The following is a 3,393-nucleotide window of genomic DNA, read 5'->3' as shown; positions in this document are numbered from 1 at the left end:
CCAACATCGTGAGCGCCACCACGGCGGGCAAGTTGACGATTGATGGCAGCGGGCAGAATATCACCATCAGCGGCGGCGGCAGCGTGCGGGTGATGATTGTGAACAGCGGCGCGGACCTCACCCTGCAAAACCTGACCATCGCCAACGGCAATGCCGGTGCCGGCGACGGCGGCGGCGTGACCAACTACGGCACGCTGACCATCACCAACAGCACCTTCTCCGCCAACCGCGCCACCGGCTCCAGCAGCAAGGGCGGCGGCGTGCACAACACCGCCGGCAGCAGGCTGACCATCACGGGCAGCACCTTCTCCGCCAACAGCGCCGTGGGCGGCGGCGGCATTTTCAACCTCGGCACGCTGACCATCGCAGGCAGCACCTTCTCCGGCAATAGTGCGACCGAGGGCGGCGGCGTGTACAACGTCGACAGGCTGACCATCACCAACAGCACCTTCGCCAATAACAGCGCAAGCGGCAGCAACGGCGGCGGCGTGTACAACGCCAGCACGCTGACCATCACCAACAGCACCTTCGCCAATAACAGCGCAACCGGCAACAACGGTGGCGGCGTCTATAATGCCGGCCCGCTGACCGTCACCAACAGCACCTTCTCCGGCAACAGCGCCGGCTCCGGCGGCGGCGTATTTGTGGTCGGCGGTGCGGCGACCCTCAAGAACACCATCATCGCCAACAGTCCCAGCGGGGGGAACTGCAGCGGCACATTCGCTGCTGGCAGCACGAACAACATGGCAACGGATAACACCTGTGGCTTTAGTTTCACCCAAGTCACACCCGCGCAGTTGAATCTCGGCGCGCTGACCGGCTCGCCGGCCTACTTCCCGCTTCTCCCCGGGAGCCCCGCCATTGACGCCGGCACCAACGACGGCTGCCCATCCGATTCGCAAAACGGCGTCACCCGCCCGCAAGATGGCAATGGCGACAGCACGGCAACGTGCGACATCGGCTCATACGAAGCGCCGGCGGCTTCAACGCCGACGCCGACCGCCACGCCGACGAGCACGCCCACAGCCACACCGACGGCGACACCGACCAATACGCCGACGCCCACACCGACGGGCACGCCGACCTATCGGCTCTATCTACCCCTCGTAACCAACGGTGCTAGTTGAAAAAGTCATGAGGTGCACTGCTCCAAAAGTCCACCAAACAAAAGGAGCAAGCCCTCATGACTACCAAAGATTTTATCATTGCACTGTTCTGCAGAGTTGATGATCAGATGAAAGACTCACGAAACATCCACAAGCCGACTTGCACCCCAGCGAAATCGTCACCTTGGCCATTCTGTTTGCGCTCAAGGGAGTGGGAGATCGCGCCTTTTCTCGTTGGCTGGTTCGAGATTGGCGCCCGTTGTTCCCGAAATTGCCCGAAAGAACCCGGCTGTTTCGCTTGTTCAAGACCCACCCGCTGATCCGTTCGCTTGCAGAGGAGATGTTCATCCTGGTGGATCATGGCTTTTTCTCCCAAACGAAGAACCCTGCCAACATGAAAGTCTGTAAGCGAGGCAGCTGGAATGTGCGGATGATGGCGGAAACCGTTTTGTCCATGTCGACTACGGTGCGTCATTGCAAACGGCTCCGCCATCGGGTTTGGGAGTATTTCAAGGCTCGCTTGACGTTTACCATGGCGGCGTTCAATCTGTTGGTTCAGTGGCATGGCCTGCATCCCGACGAGAACGGCGTTATTCGCCTTTCTATTGCTGAGTTCAGTTTATGAGGTAGCACTATTGTTTTTTTAAACTCAAAACCCCAACTCGGTTCAAAAATCGGAGAAAGGAGTTCTGTTCGGTTCACGTCAGAAAGGAGGTTTCGCTATCATGACGTGTACTATCTTCTACCGTTGATTCTGGTTGAATGAACAGAAATCAGACAACCCTCTGCAGGCGGTTGCACCCGTCTCCAGATGCTTAAACCTGTCTCCGCAGAACAGCTCCCAAGACGCCTTGGGAGCTGTTTCATATTGCGGGCAGTTCGGAGTTTGATCGCTCGCCGGGTATAATGAGCGCGATGAGAGACAAAACAAAAGTTCTGGCGCTCGATCTGGACGACACGCTCCTGCGCAGCGACAAAAGCATCGGCGCTGCGACGCTGGCGGCGCTCGACCGCTGGTTGGCGGCCGGACATGAAATTGTTGTGGCGACCGGCCGACCTCCGCGCAGCGTGGCGCCGGTGCTGCCGCCTTCGCTGCTGGATGCGCCGCGCATCGTCTACAACGGCGCCCAGGCGCTTGTCAACGAGCAGATCGTCTTCGATAGACCGATCCCTGCGCAGGATGTTCGTCGCATTCTGGAATGGACTGAAATGAGCGGCGACGTGTGGTATATCGGCCTTGAGATCAACGATATGCTTTATGTCAATCGGCATTTTGAGAAACCAGGCGTCTTTCAGGTGAGCGACTTGATGATGCTCTGCGAAGAGCCTGTCTATAAGATGATCTTCTTTTTTCCAGAGGGACGTAGGGACATCGAACCGTTGTTAGCGGTGGTCCCACCGACGACGCGCGCGCTGGTGACGCCCAAATTCAGCCTTGTCCAACTGTGCGCCCGCGATGCGAACAAATTTACGGCGCTCAAACACCTTCTCGCCAGGCGTTCTCTTGCGCCGGCTTCGGTGATCGCCATCGGCGACGACATCAACGACGTTGAGATGGTGCGTTGCAGCGACATCGGCGTCGCCGTGGCGAACGCCCTGCCCGAAGTGAAAGCTGTAGCGGATTGGATTGCCCCCAGCGCCGACGAGGATGGCGTGGCCTACGTAATCGATCGTCTCCTGGATTGACGCCGCCGGACGACTCTCATGGCGAAACGCAGCTTCCTCACCGATCTATACGAACAATTTCTCGTCGTGCGTTCAGGGTGGCGCCACGAATTCTGGGGCGCGCTGCTAGTTGTTTTGGGCGGGATGTTGCTGTGGGATGTCGTTCGGCATTGGGTCGTTGGCGACTCCCCCGGTCTGCTTACGATCTTCACCGGTTGGACTGCGCCGTTGGTCGCCGTCGCCGTCGTGCTCCTAGGGGCGGTGTTGATACTGAGACGGCGGAGCGGCTATTGGAGCGCCGAAGCGTTGTTCGGCGCAGAACTTTTCCTGCTCGGCCTGATGGCCTTTACATTCATTCGCCGTGAAGGCGCAGTCAACTGGAACGTCCGCCTGGACGGAGAAGGCGGCGGTTTGGTCGGTTGGGCTTTTGGCAATCTGTTCCTGGCCGCGTTGGGCGAAACGCTGGCTGCATTGCTCGCCGTGGTCTTGATTGCGGTTGGAGGAGGCATGCTGATTCGCTACACTCCCTTGCTTGTGGCCGCAGTCTTGACCGTCCGCTGGCTGGCGATGGTCGGAGAATATATCGCAGACAGAGCTGGGCGCATTCGCTCGGGCGTCGAGG

At 59.2% G+C, this 3,393-nt stretch carries 3 protein-coding genes and 1 pseudogene; all 4 read left to right on the top strand.

Going from position 1 to position 3,393, the window contains the following annotated elements; genetic code table 11:
- Nucleotides 1–92 precede the first annotated feature (92 nt).
- Nucleotides 93–1,127, top strand: a complete 1,035-nt coding sequence (locus tag Q0367_RS06925; RefSeq protein ID WP_363325842.1) for a right-handed parallel beta-helix repeat-containing protein — start codon at nucleotides 93–95, stop codon at nucleotides 1,125–1,127.
- Between the two features lie 139 nt (nucleotides 1,128–1,266).
- On the top strand, nucleotides 1,267–1,731 hold the full coding sequence (locus tag Q0367_RS06920) for a hypothetical protein (RefSeq protein WP_298981318.1): 465 nt from the start codon (nucleotides 1,267–1,269) through the stop codon (nucleotides 1,729–1,731).
- Between the two features lie 290 nt (nucleotides 1,732–2,021).
- Nucleotides 2,022–2,792 carry an HAD family hydrolase gene (locus Q0367_RS06915; protein WP_298981317.1) on the top strand — a complete coding sequence of 257 codons (771 nt, stop codon included), beginning with the start codon at nucleotides 2,022–2,024 and terminating at the stop codon, nucleotides 2,790–2,792.
- An 18-nt stretch (nucleotides 2,793–2,810) separates the two neighbouring features.
- Nucleotides 2,811–3,393: pseudogene (locus tag Q0367_RS06910) on the top strand (hypothetical protein); the annotation flags it as partial.

Origin of the sequence: uncultured Caldilinea sp., assembly GCF_937128415.1 — a bacterium.
Taxonomy (GTDB): Bacteria; Chloroflexota; Anaerolineae; order Caldilineales; family Caldilineaceae; genus Caldilinea.
Note: the sequence above shows the minus strand (reverse complement) of the source record. Positions and strands in the feature narration are given on the sequence as shown.